The 24847-nt window shown below is 39.1% G+C and carries 26 protein-coding genes; 11 read left to right on the plus strand and 15 right to left on the minus strand.

The annotated features are described in order from the left end of the window. Positions 1 to 2 precede the first annotated feature (2 nt). On the plus strand, positions 3 to 1883 hold the full coding sequence (locus WNY79_RS07245; protein WP_342875504.1) for a hypothetical protein: 1881 nt from the start codon (positions 3 to 5) through the stop codon (positions 1881 to 1883). 144 nt (positions 1884 to 2027) lie between these two features. Here the strand turns inward: WNY79_RS07245 and WNY79_RS07250 are convergent, their stop codons facing one another. After that, positions 2028 to 2669 carry a CPBP family intramembrane glutamic endopeptidase gene (locus WNY79_RS07250; RefSeq protein ID WP_342875505.1) on the minus strand — a complete coding sequence of 214 codons (642 nt, stop codon included), beginning with the start codon at positions 2667 to 2669 and terminating at the stop codon, positions 2028 to 2030. A 76-nt stretch (positions 2670 to 2745) separates the two neighbouring features. After that, positions 2746 to 3321, minus strand: coding sequence for an inner membrane-spanning protein YciB (locus WNY79_RS07255; protein ID WP_342875506.1), 576 nt, complete (start codon positions 3319 to 3321; stop codon positions 2746 to 2748). 191 nt (positions 3322 to 3512) lie between these two features. Here WNY79_RS07255 and WNY79_RS07260 point away from each other — a divergent pair, with 191 nt between their 5' ends. Both WNY79_RS07260 and WNY79_RS07265 read left to right on the plus strand, forming a co-directional pair. Continuing rightward, entirely contained in the window at positions 3513 to 3782 is a 270-nt protein-coding gene (locus tag WNY79_RS07260) for an HU family DNA-binding protein (RefSeq protein ID WP_342875507.1), read from the plus strand. Positions 3783 to 4400: 618 nt separating this feature from the next. Further along, positions 4401 to 4979, plus strand: coding sequence for a type 1 glutamine amidotransferase domain-containing protein (locus tag WNY79_RS07265; RefSeq protein WP_342875508.1), 579 nt, complete (start codon positions 4401 to 4403; stop codon positions 4977 to 4979). 74 nt (positions 4980 to 5053) lie between these two features. On the opposite strand, the gene trpA is transcribed toward WNY79_RS07265, so the two are convergent. From trpA to WNY79_RS07295, 6 genes are read right to left on the minus strand one after another with little or no spacing between them, the layout of a single operon-like run. Further along, positions 5054 to 5875, minus strand: coding sequence for a tryptophan synthase subunit alpha (trpA, locus tag WNY79_RS07270; RefSeq protein WP_170071056.1), 822 nt, complete (start codon positions 5873 to 5875; stop codon positions 5054 to 5056). Next, entirely contained in the window at positions 5872 to 7056 is a 1185-nt protein-coding gene (gene trpB / locus WNY79_RS07275; protein WP_024599347.1) for a tryptophan synthase subunit beta, read from the minus strand. The genes trpA and trpB overlap by 4 nt, the downstream gene beginning before the upstream one ends. A gap of 7 nt (positions 7057 to 7063) precedes the next feature. After that, on the minus strand, positions 7064 to 8428 hold the full coding sequence (trpCF, locus tag WNY79_RS07280) for a bifunctional indole-3-glycerol-phosphate synthase TrpC/phosphoribosylanthranilate isomerase TrpF (RefSeq protein ID WP_342875509.1): 1365 nt from the start codon (positions 8426 to 8428) through the stop codon (positions 7064 to 7066). Further along, positions 8421 to 9458 carry an anthranilate phosphoribosyltransferase gene (gene trpD / locus WNY79_RS07285; protein WP_342875510.1) on the minus strand — a complete coding sequence of 346 codons (1038 nt, stop codon included), beginning with the start codon at positions 9456 to 9458 and terminating at the stop codon, positions 8421 to 8423. Before trpD ends, trpCF begins: the two co-directional genes overlap by 8 nt. A gap of 11 nt (positions 9459 to 9469) precedes the next feature. Next, the gene (locus WNY79_RS07290) at positions 9470 to 10072 is read right to left on the minus strand and encodes an aminodeoxychorismate/anthranilate synthase component II (RefSeq protein ID WP_342875511.1); all 603 of its coding nucleotides are present in this window, start codon (positions 10070 to 10072) and stop codon (positions 9470 to 9472) included. A gap of 1 nt (position 10073) precedes the next feature. Beyond that, positions 10074 to 11642, minus strand: coding sequence for an anthranilate synthase component 1 (locus WNY79_RS07295; protein WP_342875512.1), 1569 nt, complete (start codon positions 11640 to 11642; stop codon positions 10074 to 10076). Between the two features lie 464 nt (positions 11643 to 12106). Between WNY79_RS07295 and WNY79_RS07300 the strand changes: the two genes are divergently transcribed. The 5 genes from WNY79_RS07300 (at position 12107) to WNY79_RS07320 (ending at position 15701) form a co-directional block, all read left to right on the plus strand. Next, positions 12107 to 12961, plus strand: a complete 855-nt coding sequence (locus WNY79_RS07300) for a PHP domain-containing protein (RefSeq protein WP_024599352.1) — start codon at positions 12107 to 12109, stop codon at positions 12959 to 12961. Then, positions 12958 to 13578 (plus strand): L-threonylcarbamoyladenylate synthase, encoded by a 621-nt coding sequence (locus tag WNY79_RS07305; protein ID WP_024599353.1) that lies wholly within the window; start codon positions 12958 to 12960, stop codon positions 13576 to 13578. Before WNY79_RS07300 ends, WNY79_RS07305 begins: the two co-directional genes overlap by 4 nt. A 6-nt stretch (positions 13579 to 13584) precedes the next feature. Continuing rightward, positions 13585 to 14421, plus strand: coding sequence for a ScpA family protein (locus WNY79_RS07310; RefSeq protein ID WP_342875513.1), 837 nt, complete (start codon positions 13585 to 13587; stop codon positions 14419 to 14421). A gap of 145 nt (positions 14422 to 14566) precedes the next feature. Continuing rightward, positions 14567 to 15118, plus strand: coding sequence for a cytochrome b (locus WNY79_RS07315; protein WP_342875514.1), 552 nt, complete (start codon positions 14567 to 14569; stop codon positions 15116 to 15118). A 1-nt stretch (position 15119) separates the two neighbouring features. Beyond that, a complete protein-coding gene (locus WNY79_RS07320; protein WP_294121092.1) occupies positions 15120 to 15701 on the plus strand; it encodes a YceI family protein in 582 nt (193 codons plus the stop codon). Positions 15702 to 15786: 85 nt separating this feature from the next. Here the strand turns inward: WNY79_RS07320 and WNY79_RS07325 are convergent, their stop codons facing one another. Then, positions 15787 to 16629, minus strand: a complete 843-nt coding sequence (locus WNY79_RS07325; RefSeq protein ID WP_342875515.1) for a transporter substrate-binding domain-containing protein — start codon at positions 16627 to 16629, stop codon at positions 15787 to 15789. Positions 16630 to 16768: 139 nt separating this feature from the next. Continuing rightward, positions 16769 to 16936 carry a hypothetical protein gene (locus tag WNY79_RS07330; RefSeq protein WP_002961566.1) on the minus strand — a complete coding sequence of 56 codons (168 nt, stop codon included), beginning with the start codon at positions 16934 to 16936 and terminating at the stop codon, positions 16769 to 16771. A gap of 370 nt (positions 16937 to 17306) precedes the next feature. Between WNY79_RS07330 and WNY79_RS07335 the strand changes: the two genes are divergently transcribed. Next, positions 17307 to 17858: a hypothetical protein gene (locus WNY79_RS07335; protein WP_342875516.1), complete on the plus strand. Its 552-nt coding sequence runs from the start codon at positions 17307 to 17309 to the stop codon at positions 17856 to 17858. Here the strand turns inward: WNY79_RS07335 and WNY79_RS07340 are convergent. Continuing rightward, on the minus strand, positions 17855 to 18658 hold the full coding sequence (locus tag WNY79_RS07340) for a hypothetical protein (RefSeq protein ID WP_342875517.1): 804 nt from the start codon (positions 18656 to 18658) through the stop codon (positions 17855 to 17857). The two genes, WNY79_RS07335 and WNY79_RS07340, sit on opposite strands and share 4 nt — an antisense overlap. A 188-nt stretch (positions 18659 to 18846) precedes the next feature. Between WNY79_RS07340 and icd the strand changes: the two genes are divergently transcribed. Beyond that, positions 18847 to 20115, plus strand: a complete 1269-nt coding sequence (icd, locus tag WNY79_RS07345; protein WP_342875518.1) for an NADP-dependent isocitrate dehydrogenase — start codon at positions 18847 to 18849, stop codon at positions 20113 to 20115. A gap of 12 nt (positions 20116 to 20127) precedes the next feature. On the opposite strand, the gene WNY79_RS07350 is transcribed toward icd, so the two are convergent. The 4 genes from WNY79_RS07350 to WNY79_RS07365 all read right to left on the minus strand — a co-directional run bounded on the left by WNY79_RS07350 (position 20128) and on the right by WNY79_RS07365 (position 22909). Next, the gene (locus tag WNY79_RS07350) at positions 20128 to 20559 is read right to left on the minus strand and encodes a hypothetical protein (RefSeq protein WP_076923892.1); all 432 of its coding nucleotides are present in this window, start codon (positions 20557 to 20559) and stop codon (positions 20128 to 20130) included. Between the two features lie 416 nt (positions 20560 to 20975). Next, positions 20976 to 21182, minus strand: a complete 207-nt coding sequence (locus WNY79_RS07355; RefSeq protein ID WP_007582523.1) for a hypothetical protein — start codon at positions 21180 to 21182, stop codon at positions 20976 to 20978. Between the two features lie 136 nt (positions 21183 to 21318). After that, positions 21319 to 21651 carry a hypothetical protein gene (locus WNY79_RS07360; protein WP_143475901.1) on the minus strand — a complete coding sequence of 111 codons (333 nt, stop codon included), beginning with the start codon at positions 21649 to 21651 and terminating at the stop codon, positions 21319 to 21321. 310 nt (positions 21652 to 21961) lie between these two features. Continuing rightward, entirely contained in the window at positions 21962 to 22909 is a 948-nt protein-coding gene (locus tag WNY79_RS07365) for a LysR family transcriptional regulator (protein WP_342875519.1), read from the minus strand. Between the two features lie 117 nt (positions 22910 to 23026). On the opposite strand from WNY79_RS07365, the gene aceK reads away from it, so the two are divergent. Further along, entirely contained in the window at positions 23027 to 24799 is a 1773-nt protein-coding gene (aceK, locus tag WNY79_RS07370) for a bifunctional isocitrate dehydrogenase kinase/phosphatase (RefSeq protein ID WP_342875520.1), read from the plus strand. Positions 24800 to 24847 lie beyond the last annotated feature (48 nt).

Genomic DNA, 24847 nt, shown 5'->3' on the forward strand with positions numbered 1-24847 from the left:
AGATGTTAAAACAAATTATACCTTTAGGGGTAGCTATTGCATTAGTAGGTTGTGGTTCTTCATCAGACAGTGACAGTTCAGAATCTGTTGCAGTGAGTGAAATTGCTACATCTTCTTCTGTGAGTTTTTATGTATCTAATTGGCAATCACCACAGGGCACGCTTAATGTTTTAGATAGCGATGGGGTGGTGCAAGAATCAATTGAAGTCGAAAACATTAATACTGTGAGTGTAAGTGTAACTCCACTTACTTTTAATAGTTTTGAGTTTATACCGAGTGATATGGCTCTACCTTGTCCGCGCTTTACAGGTTGTGGCAGAACAGTCCGTGGTGATGTAAATGACTTAAACGCAAACCGTTTAATCGACTACCAAGAATTGACAGCCGTTACTCTTAATTACAAAGCAGATGCATTTAGTGCACCGGGTGTAAATACGGTTTATTTATCGCCATTAAGTAAAGCAATTACAGATGAAGGCTTTAGTGCTACGCAAGCTAGTTTATCAGCCACGCCTTTTTATCATTTAACGCACAGCAATTTAAATGCAAGTGTTGAAGCAGAAATGGTTACTAATGCATTTACTTACGCAGCAATTTTAGCTGGTGTTGCTGATAGTACGTTTAGTGTTGAAAGTGCTTTTAATGCATTTACTAACTCAGAGACTGACCAACAGGCATGGGAAGATTATAGCGATTTAGCAGCGCAGTATGTTACAGATAACTTATTTAGCGACCAAGGTAATGGATTACTACCAAACGTTGCAGGTCAAGTTAAGCAAACGATCGCAAGTGTAACTACATTTACAAATTGGCAGGCTCGATCAACAGAAGTTCAAAGCTTAGATTCAAGAGAGTTACTTGTTGATACACGAAATATTATAGGTGCTGCAAGACTTCAAGAAAAAAGCTATTCAGATGAATTAGACGTAAAATTTGCTGAGCTTGAAGATGCGTTTGATGAAGACACACAAAGAACCCTTGATGCACTTACTAATGCTTTAAACGAAGTTATTACAAATTATTCACCACTAGCTGATGGCTCTACACCATCAGGACAGTATAAACTTCGTGACTTAGATATTGATTACAGCCAATCACCTTATACTTGGGCTATAACTGGCACGTATGATGAGTTACCTATAACAATTGATTTATCAATTCCCACATTTAGAGTAAGTGGTGTGCTAGGTAATAAAATTGAAGGTATAATGAGCGCTACTGTTACAAATGGTACTACGGTATTAAGTGTTGATGTAAGTGAGTTGCTGATTGAGTTTGATGGCATAGAGGCTCAAAGTGAATTAAACCCAGAAGCCGATACAGGTATTACACAGGTAACTACGAATGTAATTATCAATAAAGCCGCTGGTAAACTTGAAGGCGATTTATCACTAAACTTAAATCGTTTTGTTAATTCATTAGGTGAAGAGTCTACAACGTTATCTACTTTTGATTTTAATGGTGATTACGTGAGCGACATTCAAAACACTGCATTTCATATCACAGCAGTAGAGGCTTCGCCTTTTATTGGTGAAGACAACGATGATTTAGCATTTACTTTTGAATTAGATTTTCCTTTAAGTGGTGCAAGCGATTTTAAGTTTGCTTACGTGGGCGATGTTGAAAACTTATCAGAACTTACCTCTACAGATATATTTGTTAGCATAAAAAATCGTGCGTTAGATTTACGTATTCGTGATGTTAGTGGCAACATTAATCTAATAGCGAAAGGCGAAAATGGACGTTGGTTAGATGTAAAGCAAAAGGGTCGTAATTACAGTGGCGGTTTATATTTTGGTGATACTAAACTAGCTGATGTTACTGCAGTACGTGGTATTCCTGGTGTTTTATTTCCAAATGGTGAGTTTGAATCATTATTTTAACCACTTGATTAAATATTTTAAACGCCTAGCATTCGCTTAAGGCCGAACAGTTAAGAAGCGTTTTAACGATTAGTTAAGTGGCTTTAGAAATATTCAAAATCCGATATTAGTTTTCTAGTATCGGATTTTTTATTGCTTGTTATATTAGTTAAATGCGCCTGAATCAAGGTAGCTGCCGATCCCGAGTGTAAACATCCAAAGCCCCCATAAGCTATGCTCAATAACACACACGACGGTTGAGCGGCTTTGTGCATAGGTATAAGCAAACAGTAGTCCGCCTAAAAATGCCAAACCTACTGCAATCCAATTTGCATACACAATATGCGCCAACGCAAATACACTCGCACTAACTAGAATACGGACTGCTTTTTTGGGCATGATGCGCTTATAACGATGAAAAAAATACGTTCTGAATATTAACTCTTGAGGAATAACCGACAGTATTGGGTAGAGCAACAACAGTAAAAGCCAATCATTAAACGAGTTGCGGGGAAGGGTAAACCAGTTTCCTTGATGAATAATCCCGTAAAACATACCTGAAAACAACGCACCTAAAAAAAAGAAGCTAAACACACGTTTTTTAATAGCAGAAAACTGCCCAAGGCTTGTGAGTCTAAAACGTTTAAAATGGGGATCGCCCAGTAGCAACATACAACACACACTCATAAGTATAATAAGCGCAGGAATAAGCCAGTTAGCTAAATGCTCGCGTAATACAAAGCCCAGCAAAGGCAGCAATACAAAAATGAGGGTAAATTCAAACCAGCGGTATTGATTGGCGTTCAAGGTCGTCTCAACTTGTTTTTTTTACAAACTAACAAGCAAAGACGACATTTTTATGACGATATTAGTTATCTATAAATTACTTTACTGGTTCTTCTTCATTAGGGAGGTATTTGTACAAGGCAATAATAGTGGCAAAAATACTCACAAAGGTAATGCCCATTAAACCAAATACTTTGAAGTTGACCCAAAAGTCGAGCGAAAAATTATACGCAATATAAATGTTCAACGCTGCGATGCCAGCAGTAATTACAACCCACATCAGGTTAAGCTTATCCCATAACGGATCTGGGACTACAATGGCTTGTTTTGTATCATTAGCATTTTCAAGTATTGAACTAAGCGCTTTTTTAACGAGATTTTTTTTAAGTACATAACGGCTAACAAGTAACGTTAAACTTAAACCTGCGTAAATCAGCGTTGCTTTCCATTTTATGTATTGCTCATCATGAAGTACCAGCGTTAACGTACCAAACACAGCAGCAATGCCGAAAAATACCCACTGACGAGTTGGCACAGAACCATGTTTAAAGTAGCTATAAGTAACTTGAATAAGCGTAGTGGCCATTAATAAACCGGTAGCCCAATAAATATCGACTAGCTTAAAAACTGCAAAAAACAGTATGAGTGGAATGTATTCAATTAATGCGTGCATAGTCTACCTAAATTATACGAAAAAGAGTCAAAGGCTTTTTACCACATAAAGCTTAGCAACTACAAGGTTGACTTGTTGCCCTGTAACCCTTAGCCTGCGTGGCTTTATTGCCAATTAGGTTTGGTACTTTTTATATCATCATATTCCCACGCTTAACTAACACTGATTTGGCGTGTATTTAGGAGCCTAAAATGAATAAAGCAGAACTCGTTGCTGCCATTGCACACAAAAGTGAATTAACAAAAAAAGATTCTCTTGCGGCACTTTCAAGCTTGCAAAAAGTAATTACTAAATCGCTTTCTGAGGGTGATCAGGTTCAAATTAATGGCTTTGGGACTTTTGCACTTAGTTATTACCCAGCGCGTACTGGGCGAAACCCGCAAACAGGCGCAGCTATTGAAATAGAAGGCGCAAATAAAGCGGTTTTTAAGCCTGCTAAAGCGTTAAAAGATCTGCTTTAAATAACATTATTTAGCTAGGTCGTTGATTGAGCTTTGATTGGAGCTATTAAACATAAAATTATGGGCTTTGCCCATCACGCCAACAAGTTGTGCGTCTATAAAAAGAAACATATGCCGAGTGTTAGTTGTAGACGCCAAACTTGCTCGCGCGAGAAGCGCAGCTTCTAATTACTTAATCACAGTTCATAAAAACTGCGTTTTTAAACGCCAACAAGTTGTGCGTCTACAAAAATAAACATAATGCCGAGCATGAGTTGTAGGCGTTTAGCTTGCTCACGCGAGAAGCGCAGCTTCTAATTACTTAATCACCCATCATAAAAACTGTGTTTTTAAACGCCAACAAGTTGCGCGCCTACAAGGATAAGCATAATGCCGAGCGTTAGTTGTAGGCGCCAAACTTGCTCGCGCGAGAAGTGAAGCTTCAGTATTTAATCATCGAGTACCAAACCTGTGCTGTATCTTGTTTATGTAGATTATTCATATTGTCTAAATGATTTACATAGCACTATAAACTTCAATTAGATTAACTCCTTTATTTTCAAGCGCTTGTTTTCGGCATGCATTGTGCTTTTTTAACTATGTGTTTCGAATATATTTTTCAAGAAAAAGGAGATCTCAATGAGTACATTACAAACAAGCACACGTTTACAAGGCAAAAAAATTGCAATTTTAGCCACTGATGGATTTGAGCAAAGTGAGCTGTTATCTCCACGCAGCGCATTACTTGATGCCGGTGCAAACATCGAAATAGTATCAATTAAAGAAGGCCAAATTACGGGCTGGGATGAAGACAAGTGGGGCGATAAAGTAACAGTAGATAAACTAGTCACGAACGCAAATCCCGCTGACTATGACGCGCTTATGCTTCCTGGTGGTTTATTTAACCCAGACAGTTTACGCCAAGATAAAGATGCTAAAGCATTTATTGATGGCTTTTTTGGCGCAGAAAAAAACAAACCCGTTGCTGCAATTTGCCATGCACCGTGGTTACTAGCTGAAATTAATAAATTGCGCGACCGCACCATTACCTCTTTTCCAAGTATTAAAAGCGACTTAATTAATGCAGGCGCTAATTGGGTCGACCAAGAAGTATGTGTAGATAAAGGCTTAGTAACAAGCCGAAGCCCAGCCGATTTAGAAGCATTTAATGCTAAATTTATTGAAGAGATTTTAGAGGGTAAACACCAAGCTCACTAAGTTGCTTTTTAAAAAACAAAAAAGGGCATTTTAAATGCCCTTTTTTAATGCGTATAAAACACGCCCGAGTTACCTTATAGCGATGTAGCTGCTTTCATATCGGCTACAAAAGCTTTCAACTGAGCGGTCATTGCCGGTAAATCATCAAGGTTAGCTTCGATAATTTTAACCACAGCAGAGCCTGAAATAGCACCGGCTGCTCCTGCATTAAGAGCCGCTTTTACATCATCTGGCGTTGAAATGCCAAACCCTAAAAGAGCAGGGGCTGCGTGGTATTCTTTTAATTTAGTAACAATGTTGCCCGCTGGCATTTGTGCTTTAGTATCGGTACCGGTAACACCTGCGCGCGATAGTAAATACGTGTAACCACGACCGTAAGAGGCGCACTGGCGAAGTGTGTCGTCATCGGCATTTGGTGTTGCAATAAAAATTGGGTCTACACCGTTATCCATTGCTGACTTTCTGAATACTTTAGATTCATGTAGCGGTACATCTGCCACTAAAATTGAGTCTACGCCTACCGCTTTTGCATCTTTGTAAAATGCTTCTATACCGCGCTTAAACACAAGGTTTGAATACAGTAATAAACCAATTGGGATATCGGCATTATACTCACGTATTTCTTTAATAATATCAAAGCAATCTTGTGTATTAATGTGCACATCGAGAGCGCGAATATTCGCTTTTTGTATTACTGGTCCATCTGCAATTGGGTCAGAAAACGGAATACCAAGCTCAAGCGCATCAGCGCCGCCGTCAATTAGGCTTTTAATAATCGCAATGCTTTGCGCTTTGCCTGGATCGCCAATTGTTACAAATGGTACAAATGCACCTTGTTTTTGCTCGTTAAGCGCTGCAAACATTTTGCCGTAACGATCCGTTTTTACTTGGCTCATAGCTGACCTCTTTCAGATAGTACATTGTGAACGTGTGCTAAATCTTTATCGCCACGACCACTTAAATTAATAACTATAACGCTTTGTTCGGTTTGCTCTTCTGCATACTTAAGTGCATAAGCTAACGCATGGCTTGATTCAAGTGCCGGAATGATCCCTTCATTTTTAGCAAGTGATTGAAACGCATCTAGCGCTTCAGTATCTGTAATGCCAACGTATTGCGCGCGACCAGTTTCGTGTAAAAATGCATGTTGAGGACCAACAGCTGGGTAATCAAGACCAGCAGATACCGAGTAAGACTCTTCAATTTGGCCATCATCATTTTGCATAATATACGTATAAGTACCGTGTAATATACCTTTAGTGCCTTTACAAATTGTTGCGCCGTGTTCATTTGTATCAAGACCTTTACCAGCGGGCTCAACACCAATTAATTTAACGCCTGGCTCATCAATAAAGTCGGTAAACATACCAATTGCGTTTGAACCACCGCCCACACAGGCAATAACCGCGTCAGGTAGACGACCTTCGGCTTTAAGGACTTGTTGCTTGGCTTCTTCACCAATAATTTTTTGATACTCACGTACAATTGTTGGGAATGGGTGAGGACCCGCAGCAGTACCTAGCAAGTAATGCGCGTCTTGATAGTTTGCTGACCAGTCACGTAGCGCTTCGTTTACGGCATCTTTTAATGTGCCAGACCCTGCGGTTACCGGAATAACCTCTGCGCCCATCAACTTCATTCTAAATACGTTAGGTTGCTGACGTTCAACGTCTTTTGCGCCCATATAAATACGACACTTTAAACCCAGTAATGCACATGCAAGCGCGGTTGCAACACCGTGTTGACCGGCACCGGTTTCAGCAATAACTTGTTTTTTACCCATGCGCTTAGTAAGTAACGCTTGGCCAAGTACTTGATTCGTCTTGTGCGCGCCGCCGTGTAATAAGTCTTCGCGCTTTAGATACAGTTTTACTTTTGGATTTTTAACTAAATTGCGCGTTAAAGTAAGTGGGGTAGGACGACCCGCATACTCATTTAATAATTTACTTAGCTCTGCCTGAAATTCAGGATCTTTTTGTGCTTTGTTAAATTCGTTTTCTAACTGCTTAAGCGCAGGGACAAGTAACTCGGGTACAAACATACCGCCAAACTCGCCAAAATAAGCTGGATTTTGCATTTTAACCTCAATAATTTCTGATGCTCGTAAAAGCATTATGTAATTTGTTAGGGCACTTTTTACCCGCAGATTCTTCAACGCCTGAGTTTAAATCAAGGCCTAAGGCACCTTTTAAAAGCGCATCTTTAATATTGTCTGGATTTAAGCCTCCAGCGAGCATAAACGGTGTAGTTGCATCGCTTAGCACTGACCAATCGAATGCTTTACCTGTACCGCCGGCTTGAGTATCGCTGTGCGTATCGTAAAGATGACGATCAACTCCACTTACAGGTGTGGGCAATGCATCTTTTATTGCTTGTGCTTTCCAAATCTCGCAGTCGTTTGGTAACTGTGTACGCAACACAGCAATGTAATCGTCACTTTCTTGGCCATGTAATTGTACTGCCGCTAATTTTAACACACTTGCGTATTGAACTACTTGCTCAATTGGGGCATCGACAAATACACCCACAAAATTAAGTGGTGCACTTTGGCTCAGTTCTCTTGCGCAATCTAAATCTACATAGCGTGGCGATTTAGGATGAAAAATTAAACCACCATAAACAGCACCGTTTTTATATGCCGCTTGTGCATCTTGAGTTCGCGTTAAACCACATACTTTATTGTCACCTAAAATCACACGGCGACATGCTTGCTCTAAATCACGCTCGCCCATAAGTGAGCTGCCAATTAAAAAGCCATCGCATAGAGGAGCTAAACGTTTCACGTCTTGATGGGTGTAAATGCCAGATTCCGAAATAACCACTTTATTAGCTGGAATAAGCTTTCGTAGTTTTTCGGTAGTGGCTAAATCGGTGCTTAAATCGCGTAAGTCGCGGTTATTAATGCCAATGATTTGTGCATCAAGCGCAAGTGCACGGTGTACTTCTTCTTCATTACTTACTTCGGTTAATACCGACATATTAAGTGAATCAGCAACTGCATGCAGTGCTTTATAGCTTTCGTCATCTAGTACCGAAAGCATCAGTAATATAGCGTCACCGCCATAAATACGTGCCATGTACACTTGGTACTCATCTATAAAAAAGTCTTTACAGATAAGCGGTTGTTCTACTTGGCTGCGCACAAATTCGAGGTAATCAAAACTGCCTTGAAAATATTTAGCATCAGTTAACACGCTCATGCAGGTGGCGTATTTTTTATACACCGATGTGATTTCAGTTAAATCAAACGGCTCTCTAATTAACCCTTTTGAAGGAGATGCTTTTTTACACTCTAAAATAAACTGTGTGCCAGGTGCTGCAAGCGCTTTATAAAAGCTACGGCTTGTAGGCACTGCAAGATGCTTAAAGCTTTCAAGCGGACGCGTGGCTTTTCTTTCAATTAGCTCTAACTTTTTATCAGCAACAATTTTGTCTAATACGTTAGCCATTACTTACCTCAATAATTTCATTTAACGTGTTCATGGCTTGCCCTGAACTTAATAATTTTTGCACTTGTTGCGCCCCTTCTTTTAACGTTTCTGCTTTACCTGTTAGGTATAAAAGGGCAGCTACGTTAACCACAATAGCAGCATTATGTGCATCTGTGCCTTTGCCTTGCAAGATGGCGAGGCTAGCATTTGAGTTGTATTGTGGGCCTTCACCAGCGAGTTGTTCAAGTGAATAGTTTGCAAGGTCAAAGTCGCTTGGGTTTAGTGTGTACTGTGTTATCTCGCCATTATTTAGCTCAACTACCGTTGTTGGGCCGTGTAGAGCTATTTCGTCAGTGCCCGAGCCATGAACAATCATCGCGCGCTTTGTGCCAAGGGTTTTAAGTGTTTGTGCCATTGGCATACACAACGCTTCGTTATATACACCTAACAATTGCACATCAGGTGCCGCTGGGTTAGCAAGTGGGCCTAAAATATTAAAAATAGTGCGTGTTTTAAGCGCTGTACGCACGCCCATCGCATGGCGTACGCCACTGTGGTAGTGCGGTGCAAACAAAAAGGTAAAATTGGTTTGCTCAAGACATTTTGCCGCTTGCTCTGGGCTCATATCTATATTAATGCCCAGTGCTTTGAGTAAATCGGCTGAGCCTGAATTACTCGATACACTGCGATTACCGTGTTTTACCATGTTAATACCGGCAGCAGCGGCTACAATAGCAGCCGTTGTACTTATATTAATTGTGTTAGAACCATCGCCACCAGTGCCACAGCTATCGGCAAGTTGCGTACTGGTGGTAGTAAAAGCAACGGCGTTTTCGCGCATTGAGGCCGCAGCGCCTGCAATCTCGTCGCTTACTTCGCCTTTAATTTTAAGGCTTATAAGTAGAGCGGTTAGCTCAATTTCACTCATATTACCTTGCATTATTTCATCAAAAAACGCTTTGGCGTCTGCGTAGCTTAATGATTGCCCCGTAATTAGTTGCTCAATAGCGTGTTGAACATTTATGGGTTGTTCTGGTTGTGTACTCATAATGTCCTCTTTTATTTAGCGCGTGTTAAGTAAGCGACACTTTGCTGAAGTAGCATTGCGCCGTTTGGCGTTAGTATTGATTCTGGATGAAACTGGTAACCCAATGCGTTGTCATCATGATGGTATATAGCCATAGGGATATCATCGTACTGGGCAATTACCTTAATATTATCAGGCACTTTTGTTGCCATTAATGAATGATAACGCGCAACTGGCATTGTATTGCCCATACCATCAAATACAGGATGCTCATCTAAATTAATAATTGAAGATTTACCATGTACGGTTTCACCCGCGTGACCGATTACTCCACCGTAACTTTGTGTTAATGCTTGTTGGCCTAAACAAATGCCTAGCATTGGGAAGTGACCTTTAGAGAGCTCAATAAGCTCCATTAAACAGCCTGCATCGCTTGGTGTGCCAGGACCTGGCGAAAGTACTAATAGCACTTGGCCTTGCTCTTGACGCATTTTGTTAAAAATAACCTCAGCGCTAATGTTATTTCTGTAAACAACCAGTTCGCAGCCAAGCATCGTCAGCTCATCAACAAGGTTGTATGTAAATGAGTCAAAGTTATCTAAAAAATAGATTTTGATAGGATTTACTTTGCTCATTTTATACCGCCTTATACGTAGATTTTATGGCGGTGATAACCGCTTGTGCTTTAGCGCGAGTTTCGTTTGCTTCTGAAATAGGATCTGAGTCAAACACCACACCGGCACCGGCTTGCACATACGCTTTGTTATTTTTAACAAAAGCTGAGCGAATAACAATACAGCTATCCATTGCGCCATCACCGGTTAAGTAACCTACTGCGCCGCCATAGCTACCACGACGTTTACCTTCTGTTTGACGAACAAGCTCAGCAGCACGAACCTTTGGTGCACCAACAAGCGTGCCCATGTTCATACATGCTTGGTAAGCGTGCAGTGCATCAAGCTCGGGTTTGAGTGTACCAACAACGCGTGACACCAAATGCATTACTTGTGAATAGCGGTCTACTTTTAATAGCTCTTTAGCAAAGCGAGTACCTGCAACGCTAATGCGTGCAACGTCGTTACGGGCTAAATCAACCAGCATTAAATGCTCGGCGCGCTCTTTTTGATCGTTTCTTAGTTCCAGCTCAATGCGGCTGTCTAGGTCTGGGTTAATTTGCCCATTAGCAAATTTACCACGCGGGCGAGTCCCCGCAATTGGGTATACTTCTACTTGCTTATTACTTACGTCGTACTTAAGGGCCGACTCAGGAGACGCGCCAAATAATGCAAAGTCTTCATCGCGCATATAAAACATATACGGGCTAGGGTTTTGCTTTTTAAGTTGGCTATAAGCGTGAAGGGGATCAGGACAAGGTAGTGAAAATGTTCGCGACGGCACTACCTGAAAAATATGACCATCAACAATATTCTTTTTGAGTTTTACTACTTGCTCGCAGTAAGTCGCATCGTCTATATCAACGCTCACATCGCACTCGCCGCTTTGCATATCTGCACTAAATTCAGCTGCGTTATCGCAAAGTGTATTTAATCGTTCTAGCTCTTTACCTACTTCAAAGCAGTTAGCATGTACGTCTGGACCATTAAACACATTACCAATGAGTTCAGTTGTTTGTTTTTGATGATCAATAACAACTAGCGTTTCGGCTAAATAAAATACGTAATCAGGGCATGTGTTTTCGCCATCAGGCACATCACTTAACTGCTCAAAGTTTGCTACCATATCGTAGGCAAATACACCGCCTAAAAATAACGAAAATGGATTGTTAGTTGTGCTTTTAATACTGTTAATACACGTACGAAGAGCGCTAAATGCATTGTCTGCAACCAACTTACTTGCTTCGTCAATATCATTGTTTGCACTCATGTACTCAAGCGTTAGTGTTGTATCGTTTAGCGTGGCTGTACAGCTTTTAACATTAGCATGTAAGTAGCTAAGCAGTTGCTGCCCGTTATTTGACTTTGCAGTAACGGTTACTGTTTTACCTTGGCATACAATCCGCAGGGCACAGTCGACTAAAATTAAACTTTTTACACTGTCTTTAGAATCAATCTCAGCCGATTCAAGCAGTAGTGAGTTAGGCTTATCAAGTGCCGCGTATAATGCAAGAGGACTACTAATATAGTCGCGTACTTGCGTAATGCTTGTTACTTCGCCTGGTGTGGTAGTTATATGACTAAAAATCAAACCTCATTCCCTCAAAAAATTAAACCCCGCAATGCTTTAGCAATGCGGGGTTTGAATAACGATATCTAAATTACAAACAGATCATTACCGTCCCGCTATATCAGGCGCCACCACCAACGATGTGTAAGAGTAAGACCGTTATTCATGTTTTTCTGCCTCAAAATTTATTAAATATTTTTAACGTATACGTTTCGTAAAATTTAGTTATAAAAAAACCCGCATAGTTGCGGGTTTTGAATTTTTGTTAGACACGACAATTCATCACCCGATAATTACGAGTGCCACCACCAAATAGTGTTTAAGTTTGAATTGATCATTATTGTTAATTCTTAATGTGTCTGAAAGTGGCTACAGTAAAACGTATCTTATGCTTTTGTGTCAAGTGTTTATTTAAAACAATTTAGTCAAAAAAGTTGTTATACTTACATAAACACCATTAACCCTTAATTTTAAGCAGTTTTCTTTTGATAAAATATGATTTACATAGCCATACCACACATTCAGACGGGCGTTTAACGGTTGAAGAATTATTGCATCGCGCTGTTGATAAAAATATTGATGTGTTTGCTATTACCGATCATGACACTGTTGCGGCTATTAAGCCTGCGCAGCAATTTATTGAAGCCGAAAAATTACCGCTTTCATTAATTACGGGTACAGAAGTATCTACCAAATGGGAAAGTTTTGAAATTCATATTGTGGGTTTAAATATTGATATTAATAATATTGACCTTACCTCTTTATTATCAGCTCAGCAGCAAAAGCGAGAAGATAGAGCGCTAGAGATTGGTGTTCGCCTTGCAAAAAATGGCTTTGATGGCATATACGAGCAAGCTAAAGAGCTGGCAAAAGACGCGCAAATTACACGTGCCCATTTTGCACGCGCATTAATAGAGCGCGGCGTTGCCAAAAATTTTCCGGGTGTTTTTAAAAAATACTTAGGGCGTGGCAAAACAGGCTACGTACCGAGCTGCTGGTGCACTATGCAAACTGCCATTGAGGCTATTCATGCCGCTGGTGGTGTTGCGGTACTTGCGCACCCAAGTAGCTATCAAATGTCAAATAAGTGGCTACGTAAGTTATTAGTAGAATTTAAAAGTGTAGGAGGGGACGCAATGGAAGTTGCACAACCTCAACAGGCGCCAAGCGAACGTCAATTTTTAGGTGAACTCAGTCGTGAGTACGAATTACTTTGCTCACAAGGGTCTGATTTTCATTTTCCGACAAGCTATTTAGAGCTTGGCAAAAATTTATACCTACCTAAAGACTGCCAAGGTGTTTGGCAAGCTTGGGAAGGAGAAGAAGGGGCATTAACATGAGTCAATTATTTCATATTCATCCTGATAACCCGCAACCGAGATTGATTAGTCAAGCCGTTGATATTATTAAACAAGGCGGCGTTGTTGTTTATCCAACTGATTCGGGCTACGCCATCGGTTGTAATATTGGTAACAAGCAAGCCAAAGAGCGCATAGAGCGTATTCGTGGTATTGAAAAAAACGATAACTTTACGCTAGTTTGCCGTGATTTATCGGAGTTATCTACTTACGCACGTGTAGATAACCAATTATTTAGACTTATTAAAAATAATACGCCAGGGCCTTATACCTTTATTTTTAAAGGAACAAAAGAAGTTCCTAAGCGTTTATTAAACGACAAGAAAAAAACCATTGGCATGCGTGTAATTGAGCATCCAATAGCCTGTGCGTTACTTGCCGAACTTGGCGAGCCGTTAATGTCGTGTTCTTTAATTTTACCAGGTGAGCAGTTTACAGAGTCAGATCCTGATGAAATTTTAGAGCGATTAGATAAGCATGTTGATTTAATTATTCACGGTGGTTATTTGCCAGAGCAAGCAACAACAGTAATCGATCTGTCGGAAGATGACGTTAAAATATTGCGTGTTGGCTGTGGTGATACAAGCCCGTTTGAGTAATAAAGCGTGAGCGAAAGTACTGCTGATATTAAATATATCGAAAAGCCAGTGCAGCAAAAGCTGCCACTGGCTTTTTTGCATGGTAAAGCGGTTGTAGATAAACCCGAAGATTTATACATTCCGCCCGATGCGCTCGAAATAATATTAGAAACTTTTGAAGGTCCGCTCGATTTACTGCTGTACTTAATTAAAAAGCATAAGCTTGATGTGCTCGAACTTTCTATTTTTAGTATTACAGAGCAGTACTTAAGTTACGTTGAAATGATGACCGAGTTTCAACTCGAACTTGCTGGTGAATATTTAGTAATGGCTGCGTTACTTGCACAAATTAAGTCGCGCTTATTATTACCTGTACACGAAGAGCTAGAAGAGGAAGAAGATCCTCGCGCTGAGCTTATTAAGCGTTTACAAGAATATGAGCTATTTAAAAAAGCCGCTGAAAATCTCGATGACATTCCTCGTGTTGGTCGTGATATTTTTATAGCGCATGCCGCTATGCCAATACGTGAAGACACAACTCAAAACCTCCCCGAACTTGAACTTAAAGACTTAATGCTGGCGTTGAGTGATGTAATGGCGCGCGCAAAAACGTTTGAGCATCACCAAATTACTGCTGAAGTACTCTCAACGCGAGAGAGAATGAGTCAAATATTACAGCAATTATCGCAAGCAAATTCGGCGGTGGTTTTTAATGCGCTTTTTACGCCAAATGAAGGGCGAAGTGGTGTAGTCGTTAGTTTTATTGCTATGCTAGAGCTCATTAAAGAAGGACTTGTTACCTGTTTGCAAGTAAGCCCTGAGAGCTTAATTTATGTCAGCTTAAGCGAGCAATCCACCCTATAAACTTATCTGTTTAATCCTCTCCTTTTAAAACTGACTTTGAATATCAAAGTTCTGTGCGTATACGCACGTAAAGTGTTTGTAAATGTTATTTTCATTTACGGCTGTGCACTATATTGTAGCGTCATAGCATTATAGGAAATCACACATGTTTAAAAATACACCTTCATCTTACGGACTTGTCGCCATTATTTTACATTGGCTCATGGCGCTGACTATTTTTGGCTTGTTTGGTTTGGGTTTATATATGGTTGAGCTTACTTATTACGATAGCTGGTATAAAGGCTCGCTCGATTTACATAAGAGCATAGGTATTACGCTGGTGGCCGTATTTTTATTTAGAATTTTATGGCGTGCTTTATCTACACAACCTAAACCATTAGGTGAAAGTAAAGGCATGAACCACTTAGCGCATACGGCGCATATTGTTATGTATATTATTTTGGCCGTTATTGTTGTTGCAGGGTATTTGATATCAACCGCAGACGGACGTCCAATAGAAGTGTTTACCTTATTTAACGTATCAGCCCTTGATTTTGCTTTTGATGACCAAGCCGATATTGCAGGAAAAGTACATTATTATGGTGCATGCACATTAATAGGGTTTGCAGTACTTCATGCACTAGGGGCGTTAAAACATCACTTTATCGACAAAGATAAAACCTTAATCAGAATGATCAAACCATTAAAGGATGATTAAAATGAAAAAACTATTAGTAAGCACAGCCGTTTCGGCTGCAATGATGTTATCGGCAACAGGCGCTAATGCAGCTGATTATGTAATTGATACAAAAGGCGGGCACGCGTCTGTTAACTTTAAAATTAAACACCTAGGTTACAGCTGGTTATATGGACGTTTTAATACTTTTGACGGCACATTTAATTATGATGCTAAAAACCCTGATGCATCAAAGATTATGGTAAATATTGATACCACTAGCCTTGATTCTAACCATGCAGAGCGTGATAAGCACTTACATGGTAAAGATTTTTTAAATGTGGATAAATACCCAAAAGCGACTTTCAAAAGCACGAGCATTAAATTTGATGAAGATGGTGAAGAGGCCGACGTAACCGGCGAATTTACGCTGCACGGCGTAACTAACACTATTACCTTTGAAATAGATAAAGTGGGCGAAGGTAAAGATCCGTGGGGCGGCTATCGCGTAGGTTTTGAGGGCGAAACCAGCCTTAAACTTACCGATTACGGTATTGATTACAACTTAGGACCTGCATCTACTCATGTTGATATTATTTTATCAATAGAAGGCGTTCGTCAGTAATACCATTATTAAATATAAAAACGCCACTTACTGTGGCGTTTTTTTTTGCTTAACAGAAACTCAAATTAAGCGACTTCGAATTTGCTTATTTTGCGCTATTTATACGTGACTGTAATAGTGGCCTTAAATGCTCAGGTAACCAGCGCATGAGCAAATCGTTATAAGCCTGCGTTTTTTTAATGACTTTGAGCTGCTCATTAAGAATGGCAATGTCTTCTGCGCCTTGCTCGTTTTTAGTACAGCCAATAAAACCATAACTTAACGCGGGTGATTCGGTTAATGGACGCTGTGTTAAATTTTCTGCAAAGTGCATTGATTTGGCTAAATAGTAATGCTCGCTTGGGTAACCCAGCAAAATATCAATTCGTTTTAGGTTAAGCATATATGTAAGGCTCGCTAGGCTATCGCGAGTGGGTCTAATTACTAAATCTATGTTGGGCGTACTGTTTATTAATGTATCTATCTCTTGGCCATAAGAGCGGCTCATAGAGACTCCAAGAGTTAGTTTTTTATTTTGTATTAAATCCAATAACGAGACTTCATTTGAGTCCGCTATATTTAGCGCTTTGGCGAGTCTTTTGTGCATGGCAATTGAAGGTGAAAGACCCGTTGTTGAGCTCTCGTCAGTAAAGTAAATATGCTTTTTTCTGTAATCGTTTTTATAAAGCGATAGTGCGCACGCATTGTGTGAATTATTAGACAGTTCTTGAATTACTTTACCTGAGGGAATAAGCATTCGATTAAAGGTAATATTAGGCAGTTGTTTTTCAAGTAATGAAATTATGCTTTCGTCGCGGCCTTGGTGTTGATATTGGCCATTTAAAATATAGTAGGGTGCAAAGTCATGCGCTAGCCAGTTTATGGTTCTCGCATTACTTATTGGGCTCAAACTGAAAAAGAGTAAGAAGGTTAAAAATATACGGAGCATTACAACAGCTACCAGTAATTATTATTGTAAAACTATTGTAACCAATAAAGAGCTAAAAAGTAAAATGCCAGCAACGAGGCTGGCATAATATCTTATCAATAATTGCAATAATAAAAGGGCAATTAAAGTTATGTGTTGCTTAGTTAGCTTTTAGCCACTTAACAAACTGGCGCGCATCACTCGCTTTTTGAAACAATGCATTTTTTAAACCTTGCGTATCACTAAAGATTACACGATGTTTGTTTACTGAAATTGATTGCACTGGATGTGCGATTTGGATCATAGACCCATTATATTTATAAGACATAATAAAACTCACTTTATTCTTGTTATTTATTCTGCGCTATATTTTTATAGCAAATTGCAGTTAATAAATTAACGATGTTGTGTTTAGCTTCATTACAGTGTTGACGATCTTTATGACACTTTTGCGATGATAGTAAAAAATCATCTCGGTATTATTCAAGGGGTTCTCGCCGTACAATAACTTAGCTTTCAAATATACGTTTTGCGGGGCTTACTGGATCAGGGTAAATGGTTAACCGCGGCGGTTTCTTTAAACCAGAGAGGGAAGGTAACTTATATATAAATTGTGTGCAAGCTATTTTTGTAAAAATATTTATAATAAATCTTATCAACTGCTTACAATAGCCATTTTTAGTTACCAAAGGATAAGTATGAATTACCTAATAGTGAGTGATATTTATGGTTTAACCCCTGCTTTAAGAAGGTTATCACAGGCAATTAGTCCACATGTAGCTATTGTTGATCCTTTCAATAACAAGATTCAAGTCATTGAAAATGAACAAGATAGTTACAATAATTTTATGAAGCAGTGTGGCCATGATAAATACACCGACAAACTTCAAAAATGCTTTGAAGGCTTAAAAGTGCCAACCACGTGTATTGCTTTTAGTGCAGGGGCAAGTGCAGCATGGCGGGCACAGTTATTAACAGGCAATACACACCTTAAAAAGTTAATTGGCTTTTATCCGTCGCAAATTCGTAATTATTTAGCGTTAGATGCAAAAGTACCCTATGAGTTTATATTTCCAGCGAGTGAGAGTCACTTTAATGTTGATGAAGTTATTAAAGCTTTAAGCACCAAAGCGAATGTTAAGTGTTATAAAACAAATTTTTTGCATGGTTTTATGAACAAGTACTCAACCAACTTTAACGCGCAAGGGCTTGTTGAATATAGTAACTATATAAAACAGAGCAGCTTTTAAAGCGTGTTTAGCTGCTCTTTACTAATATCAGGAAAATCAGTACGAGTATTATATTTTGCATATAGCGTTGAAAAAACGCTACTACCGGATAGCTTATCTAACTCTTTTATAAATGTTTTAGCATTTGAACGAGCGGGTCTACAGCATACTTGATACTGTTTTATTATACCCGCCACAGATAACCCTTGTTTTTGTAGCTCTAAATCAGCCTGGGCAAAAAAAGCTGCACCAGTCCAATAAACACGTTGTTGGGCACGTTGTTTCCACATATCAGCAGAGAGCTTATTAAGTGGCTGTGTTTTAGTTTTGGCTTGCAGGCGGGCACGATCAAATCCTGCATTTAAACGTTGTACAAACTGCGGCTGGGTAATTATATCGCTGTCACGCATTATTACGTTTTGCATATAACTGGCAAAACCCTCACTTAGCCAAAAACCGGAGTAGGGAAGTAGCGGCAAGTATAAATGCGAAAGTTCATGGTATAGCGTCCAATCTTTAGTGAATGCATTTAGACTAGCGTAGCGATCTATATGTAGTTCAAGCCCATCGGGGTTATTGCGTTTAACTGTAGCCCAAGGCACAGGCTCAAAAGCAAAATATTGTGGTTTTAAATAAATAGGCAATGTGGTTTGTTTTAAAGGGCCCAGTGTATTTTGTGTTTTTTCAACACTTTGATTAACCCATGTAGATACTGTGTTTTGAGCATTACTCGAGAGCGAGCTAAGGTTATGTATGACTACTTCAAGAGCTAATGCGTTAAAAGAGCTGATTGATAGTAGCAGTACAAAAAAGAATTTCATTAAAATGCTCCACTGTAATTTAATAACTGGTACGAAAATCCTAATATACAAGACCAACTAAATAAATAAATAATCACGCCTAATTCTTTATTTTTTAAAATGATAGTAACTATAAAAGTACAAATACAGACACTCCTAGCTAAGCATGGTTTAATCAATTAATCGTTATTTTAAGTTAGGTTTTAGCCATGACGTATCAGCATATTCAAGTTCCTGAGCACGGCCAAAATATCACTATTAATGCGCAAGGAGACTGGCAAATACCGTTAGAACCTATCATAGCTTTTATTGATGGCGATGGCGTGGGCCTAGATGTTATGCCGGTAATGCGCCACGTTGTTGATAGTGCAATTGCGCATTGCTATAAAAGCGCACGGAAAATTCATTGGATGCAAGTTTATAATGGCGAGCAGGCCGCAAAGCTGTATGACGGTGATTGGTTTCCACAAGAAACAATTAACGCAGTACGTGCCTGTAAAATTGCCATAAAAGGGCCGTTAACCACACCACTGGGTGGTGGATTTCGATCGCTTAATGTTGCACTCAGGCAAGAAATGGATTTGTTTGTAAATATGCGCACTATAAAAGGCTTTAGTGCACTTCCTTCTCCTTTAAAAAATCCTTTTTTAACAAACATATCAGTACTTCGTGATAGCAGCGAAGACGTGTACTCAGGTATTGAGTGGCAAGCAGGCAGTGTAGAAAGTGAAAAAATGCTCGATTTTTTATGCGAGGAAATGGGTGTAACCCGGTTAAGGTTTTCACAAGAGTGCGGAATTGGTATTAAAAATATATCCAAAGAAGGCTCTGAGAGATTAGTGCGTTATGCCATTAACTATGCAATAAAAAACGATAGTGAATCGTTAACGCTAGTGCATAAAGGCAATGTACTTAAATTTACCGATGGGGCATTCAAGCGTTGGGGGTTTGCACTTGCACAAAACGAATTTAATGCCACTGCACATGAAAATGGGCGTTGGTTGCAAATAGAGCGAGCACATCAAGCGCCCTTAATTATTAAAGAAGTCATAGCCGATAACATGCTGCAGCAATGTTTAATGCACCCAGAGCAATTTGATGTAGTGGTGACGACTAATCAAAATGGTGACTTTTTAGCGGATATGCTCAGTGCACAAGTTGGCGGTGTTGGCATAATGCCCGCTGCAAATTTAAATAACGATGTCGCATTTTTTGAGCCTACGCATGGCACGTTTGAACGTATAGCAGGGCAAAATAAAGCAAACCCCAGCAGTAGTATTTTAAGTGCGGTATTAATGCTTAAATTTATGGGGTGGAACGAAGCCGCACTACTCATAGAAAATGCGTTAGAGCAAACATTTAAAAGCGGTGAAGTAACCTTTGATTTAGCGCAAGAACACACCGATAACTCACGAATTCATAACTCGACAACCTTAACTTGTACTGGCTTTGCAAAGAAGGTTATCGAGCACTTTTAAATACATCCATTATTAAGCTGCTGAAGCAGTTTTTACTCTGTGCATACAAGGGCGGTTGGTTAACTGCGCTGCACGATGGTAAATCTCATGTGCCTCAGGTTCATCGCACTGAGTACCACTAAGCGTATCCATTAATGCAACAACAATAATTGCAGGAACCTGGCAGCAATATTCGTCTAAAACGGCTTCCGTAGTTTGTGCATCAACATGGCAAAGTGGATGATTTTTAAGTTGGTATGCGTTTAATAATGTATCTACCTCTAATACATCATTAGGTTGATGTTTTGTTTTGCGGCATTTACAACCAAACTCATCAACTAAAGTAGCTAATGCTTGGTAAGTTTCAGTGGTGTTAGCTTTAGTGCATAACTGCTCTTCAATGAACTGATGCAAGTTAGCATCGATGAATAATCCATCTTGGCGCGTGAAAGAAGTTGTTGTCATAATAATTACTCTTAGTTTGTTGGCTTAACTTCACTCTAGCGCTAAGTGTATTATTAATAAAATTGTTGTTTTCAATAACTGATATTGATTTTATCAATAATAAGATTTAATGGTTAATAGAATGCTGAAACAACCTTAAATAATGCCAATTAATTTGGTGCAAATTCGTGGCAGCGTGCACAAAACTGGAACAAGGGAAACAATAGAGGTATCGAAAAGATATATTAATTAATTGTTTTTATTGAACTTTAATTATTTCATGAAGTTGGTACTAAGCTTGCAAATCATACAGTGTAGGTACATTCCTATTTCTACTACCCCAAAAGCGCCATGGTATTTTCCCAAAGTTGAATACCATGGCGCTTTTTTATTTTTCGCGTGTATTTTATTTAGCCTTAGCAATAACAGTAGTAATGTTAAATTTTAACAAAGTAGGGAATGGCAACTAAAATAGCGCCTACAATAAGCAACATACTTACACTGGTCATAAAGTACGGAAACACTAATAACGATAAACCAATACAAAGTGGTACTACGGCTTTTTTTCTTCGCCCGTAAGTAAGGTAGCCAATACCTATGCCACCAAATAAAACACTCCATGCAATTATTGATGCACTATCCATTTATAAATTACCTATTAAAAATACTGTTTCTGAATTTTTATATTATTAGTGCTATTTGTTAAAGGAGGAAAGTTAAGTGCTTTAATAATTTCAGCTTCAATAGCATAAGGTTTTAAAGTACAGCAAAGGCCTGAGGTTAGTCATTTTTACTTTCATATTTAAACTCGAATGAAATTATTGCAGCCAATATACCTCCAGACGCTAATATAGCAGCGCTAAATAACATTTCCCATAATAATTTTTTCAATAGTAGAGTCTGATGAATATTTGTAAAAATTACGCTCCAAGTTTGTTTAAAGTTGTATAAATTAACAACTTCATGAACATCATATACAAAAGTACCTAACCCATTCAAAAAGTATGCAAGAGCTATATAAACAAAAAGTCGTGCAGTAAATAAGAGAGTTTTTAAATTGTCAGTTTCAACTTTAGAGAAAGGAAGAAAGCTAATTTTGGTGGCCTTACTCATTATAAGTGAACACTTTAAATATAAGTATTGGTACATAAAATTCCATTTTTTAATATGTCGTAGATTCTTGATAACGAGTATCTAAAGTTATTGGCTTTATATTACTAATTAAGAATAACCCAGTACCTATTTTGATTCAATTCTTTAGCGAACATTGTATTTGAGTTGGAATTCTAGTTTTCACTAGGTAATTTCTAACTCAATGTATTTAAAATGCTGACCAAGCTACCAGCTCAAAACCTGATGATTCAGTACATAGCACTGGCTTTCGCGTTAGGCTCTTGAGCACTAATTAAATGCTTACTCTTAATTACCTATCTGCAATTGTTTTAGCGAATGCTAATAACTCACGCCTTAACCACTGGTGCGCTGGCGCGTGGTGCAGTAGCGGGCTCCATATCATTTTCACCTCAATAGGGACTATTTGGAATGGCACAGGGCTGATCACTAAATCAGTATGAGAAGCTAATAACTTAGCCTGCCTGCGCGGTAGTGTGGCAATAAGTTGTTCTGATTGGCAAAGCAGGCTTGCAACCATGTAGTGGCGAGTAAAAACACGTATTTTACGAGTTTGTTCTAGCTGCCAAAGCGCTTCGTCTACCCAGCCTAATTTTTGCTTTCCCGATTTATTAGTAACCGCTGCCTCTGGCCCCCAGCCGGCACGGTTTACCCAAATGTGTTCTTTTTGTAAGTAGTCTTCTAATCCTGATTGTTGTAAAAATGTATTTTTAGGATGGGTTAAACAGCAGTAATTATCGCGCCAAACACTGGCTTGATGAAACGAGCGTGGTAGGCCATTAAAGCGGTTTATTGCTAAATCAATAGTGCCTTTTTCCATGTCTTGCAGGTTAACGTCGCTTGGGCTTAATACGTCAAAATTAATACCAGGACTTTTACTAAGCTGCGCGGTTATAAAAGGGGCTATTAAGGTCGACTCTATGTAGTCGTTTGCCATTATTCTAAACGTAACTTCTGCGGTTGCAGGGTTAAATTGATCACTAGGCTGCGTAATTGCTTCGGCCATTTTTAAGAGCGCCTCCACTTCAGGCTTTAATGCAAGTGCCTTTGCTGTTGGTGTCATAGAGCCTGCGGCACGCACAAGTAGCGGGTCGTCAAATAAATCGCGTAAACGTTTTAATGCGTTACTCATAGCAGGTTGTGTAAGCGCGAGTTTATTGGCAGCCTTTGAAACACTTTTCTCATCTATTAACACATTTAAATAAACGAGAAGGTTGAGATCGACATTACGTATATTCATAGGATCAATTTTATTTATATGCTTTATTAATTACCTAAATTAAAGCCTGCTTGCTAAGGTGTAAACCATTAATAAAAAATAACCGCCATAACTGGCATCAATATAAGTGCTGTATTTATGCAAAATAGGTTAACAAATCAATCGAATAATGCGCTACAACATGTTGTAGCCAGGAAGCTTGCACGATCTGTTTTTGCAGGATTTGAGGCGATGTTTTCGCAATTTTTAAATATTACACTGGGTGCACAAAGCCGTTTTGAACAACGCCAATACCACAGTGTGCAAAGTGCTATGCGTGAACGTTTACAGGTTTACGAACGCGAAGTAAAAAACGTGAGTGAAGCCGTGAGAGTAATTGCTTACGCTGAACTTACTTGCCCGCAAACGTGGCAGTTAGCTAAAAATATTTATGGCGATATGGTACAAAATCACGAAAATAAACCTATTGCGCATACCTTTTTTAACTCAACGTTTGGCGCAATTTGGGACGATAAAAAAATTCGTACTGTGCATTTGTTTGTATTAAAAGCAAAGTATCGTAGTGAGCCGCGCTCTTATGAAAGCTTAGTGAGTAGGGTGTCGTTACATAATGGGTTTAATAATGCCGTTAAAACGCTTATCACTAATCAAGTATTTAGAGTGCCGTTTAGCCAGTTAGAACGCGATGTAGCCACTTTACAAAGTACGTTAATGCAAGGCGCTAAGCAGCAATCCAAACAGGTGTACGAACTTATAAATTTAAATGACGGGTATATTGAATACGCCAACTCATTATTTTTTAGAAACAAAGCCTGTTATTTAATTGGGCGCTGCATTGCTAAAAATGGCGACAACATGCCTTTTGCTATCGCTATTTTAAATACTGATGAGGGACTAAAGATTGATGCTGTAATGATGGGCGCCGATCAATTAAGTTTATTATTTGGTTTTGCACGCACCTATTTTATGGTTGATACCGATAAACCCGCTCGTTATGTAGATTACTTAAGTGTGTTAATGCCACACAAACAACGCTTTGAATTATTTAACGCCATTGGTTTTATAAAGCACGCCAAAACTGAGTTTTATCGGCACAAGGTTGATACGACTAAAAATAGCCCAGCCAACTTCAAGTATGTTACAGCACCAGGGACGCCAGGTATGGTAATGCTGGTATTTACTATTGAAGGGCTAGATTACGTTTATAAAGTAATAAAAGACAAATTTAGTGCGCCAAAAACAGCCACCAAAGCACAGGTGAAAGAAAAGTATAACTTTGTAAAACAAGCCGATAGGGTTGGTCGTTTGGTCGACACACACGAATTTAGATATTTAGCGTTTGATTTAAGCCGTTTTAGCGATGAACTGCTTGAGCAGATGAAAAGCCAAATTGGCAGCAGTATGGTTATATCTGGCAAGGCACTTATTTTAAAGCACGTTTATGTTGAGCGTAAAATGACCCCGCTTAATTTATATATTATCCAATGCGATAACAAAACCTTAGAACGAGTGATGCATGACTACGGTAAAGCAATTAAAGAATTAGCGGGTGCTAATATATTTCCGGGCGACATGCTAATGAAAAACTTTGGCGTAACGCGATGGGGGCGAGTTGTGTTTTACGACTTTGACGAAATTTGCCCACTAACCGATTGCAACTTTAGAGAGGTGCCACAAACCCAAAATGCACTTGAAGAGCTAAGTAGAAACTCGTATTTTGATATAGCTGAAAACGATATATTTCCGAGCCAATTTAAGGTGTTTTTTAGCGCCAACGAGATTGCGTTTAATTATTTTAATAATAAGCACAGTAACTTGTTTTTAGCGACGTTTTGGCAAGGTTGTCAGCAACAAGTACATAATGGTTATCTACCCGATGTTTATCCTTACAAACAAAGTTGGCGCTTTTGAGGTTGTTTGAATCTGTGTTCATCCCCATCTATATGTTATTACAGTTTT

It is taken from the genome of Pseudoalteromonas sp. AS84 (genome assembly GCF_038900255.1).
In the GTDB taxonomy this organism is placed as follows: Bacteria; Pseudomonadota; Gammaproteobacteria; order Enterobacterales; family Alteromonadaceae; genus Pseudoalteromonas.

Excerpts from the sequence above, each read along its gene's own strand:
- WNY79_RS07245 (WP_342875504.1), top strand. The coding sequence starts at position 3 with ATGTTAAAACAAATTATACCTTTAGGGGTAGCTATTGCATTAGTAGGT.
- WNY79_RS07255 (WP_342875506.1), bottom strand. The coding sequence starts at position 3,321 with ATGCACGCATTAATTGAATACATTCCACTCATACTGTTTTTTGCAGTT.
- WNY79_RS07260 (WP_342875507.1), top strand. The coding sequence starts at position 3,513 with ATGAATAAAGCAGAACTCGTTGCTGCCATTGCACACAAAAGTGAATTA.
- WNY79_RS07265 (WP_342875508.1), top strand. The coding sequence starts at position 4,401 with ATGAGTACATTACAAACAAGCACACGTTTACAAGGCAAAAAAATTGCA.
- trpA (WP_170071056.1), bottom strand. The coding sequence starts at position 5,875 with ATGAGCCAAGTAAAAACGGATCGTTACGGCAAAATGTTTGCAGCGCTT.
- trpB (WP_024599347.1), bottom strand. The coding sequence starts at position 7,056 with ATGCAAAATCCAGCTTATTTTGGCGAGTTTGGCGGTATGTTTGTACCC.
- trpCF (WP_342875509.1), bottom strand. The coding sequence starts at position 8,428 with ATGGCTAACGTATTAGACAAAATTGTTGCTGATAAAAAGTTAGAGCTA.
- trpD (WP_342875510.1), bottom strand. The coding sequence starts at position 9,458 with ATGAGTACACAACCAGAACAACCCATAAATGTTCAACACGCTATTGAG.
- WNY79_RS07290 (WP_342875511.1), bottom strand. The coding sequence starts at position 10,072 with ATGAGCAAAGTAAATCCTATCAAAATCTATTTTTTAGATAACTTTGAC.
- WNY79_RS07305 (WP_024599353.1), top strand. The coding sequence starts at position 12,958 with ATGAGTCAATTATTTCATATTCATCCTGATAACCCGCAACCGAGATTG.
- WNY79_RS07315 (WP_342875514.1), top strand. The coding sequence starts at position 14,567 with ATGTTTAAAAATACACCTTCATCTTACGGACTTGTCGCCATTATTTTA.
- WNY79_RS07320 (WP_294121092.1), top strand. The coding sequence starts at position 15,120 with ATGAAAAAACTATTAGTAAGCACAGCCGTTTCGGCTGCAATGATGTTA.
- WNY79_RS07325 (WP_342875515.1), bottom strand. The coding sequence starts at position 16,629 with ATGCTCCGTATATTTTTAACCTTCTTACTCTTTTTCAGTTTGAGCCCA.
- WNY79_RS07330 (WP_002961566.1), bottom strand. The coding sequence starts at position 16,936 with ATGTCTTATAAATATAATGGGTCTATGATCCAAATCGCACATCCAGTG.
- WNY79_RS07335 (WP_342875516.1), top strand. The coding sequence starts at position 17,307 with ATGAATTACCTAATAGTGAGTGATATTTATGGTTTAACCCCTGCTTTA.
- WNY79_RS07340 (WP_342875517.1), bottom strand. The coding sequence starts at position 18,658 with ATGAAATTCTTTTTTGTACTGCTACTATCAATCAGCTCTTTTAACGCA.
- icd (WP_342875518.1), top strand. The coding sequence starts at position 18,847 with ATGACGTATCAGCATATTCAAGTTCCTGAGCACGGCCAAAATATCACT.
- WNY79_RS07350 (WP_076923892.1), bottom strand. The coding sequence starts at position 20,559 with ATGACAACAACTTCTTTCACGCGCCAAGATGGATTATTCATCGATGCT.
- WNY79_RS07355 (WP_007582523.1), bottom strand. The coding sequence starts at position 21,182 with ATGGATAGTGCATCAATAATTGCATGGAGTGTTTTATTTGGTGGCATA.
- WNY79_RS07360 (WP_143475901.1), bottom strand. The coding sequence starts at position 21,651 with ATGAGTAAGGCCACCAAAATTAGCTTTCTTCCTTTCTCTAAAGTTGAA.
- WNY79_RS07365 (WP_342875519.1), bottom strand. The coding sequence starts at position 22,909 with ATGAATATACGTAATGTCGATCTCAACCTTCTCGTTTATTTAAATGTG.
- aceK (WP_342875520.1), top strand. The coding sequence starts at position 23,027 with ATGCAAAATAGGTTAACAAATCAATCGAATAATGCGCTACAACATGTT.